1 pseudogene is annotated in these 627 nt (G+C 48.8%); it reads left to right on the forward strand.

Annotated features, from left to right (window positions below):
- A pseudogene (locus DQX05_RS31310) lies at positions 1 to 557 on the forward strand (ISNCY family transposase); the annotation flags it as partial.
- Positions 558 to 627 lie beyond the last annotated feature (70 nt).

A 627-nucleotide genomic window follows, 5' to 3' on the forward strand; every position in this document is an offset into this window, starting at 1 on the left:
TCTGGCAAACGTTCCAGGATCGCTTGGTGATCGAACTGCGGCTTCTTGGCATCAAAACGCTGGAAGAGGCGAATGCGGCTCTGCCCAGCCTTTTGCAGAAGCACAATCACAAATTTGCCATAGAGCCTAAAATGACCGATTCGGCTTACCTGAAGCTTGATCCGTCTATCGATTTAAAGCATGTGTTCACGCTTCGCAATTATCGGCAACTCGGGACCGGAAACACCCTCTCGTACAACGGAAAGTGCTATACCCTTGCCCAGCCTGCTTCCCTTCGTCTAGATGCAAAAACGACGGTTGAAGTGCGGGAGACGTTAACAGGGGATGTATTCTTGTGGCACCAAGGCCAGCCCTGGGCACTGAAAGAAACTCAGAAGCCACAGCGCAAGACGTCTGGATCAAAAAAGGCGAGTTCTGCGTCGCCACGCAAACCCGCCCAGAATCATCCGTGGAAAACCACGTATGATACCACTAAAAATAAGCGTACCACAAAAAACAGTTCGTTCCAAGATGCAATGTATTCACAGCATAATAGCTATGCAGAGGTCACCTGGTAGGCTGACCTCTGATCACACAAGTGACATTTTCATAGCACAGTTAAAGTGACATTTTCACAGACGATTGACA

Origin of the sequence: Paenibacillus thiaminolyticus (genome assembly GCF_003591545.1) — a bacterium.
Lineage (GTDB): Bacteria > Bacillota > Bacilli > Paenibacillales > Paenibacillaceae > Paenibacillus_B > Paenibacillus_B thiaminolyticus_A.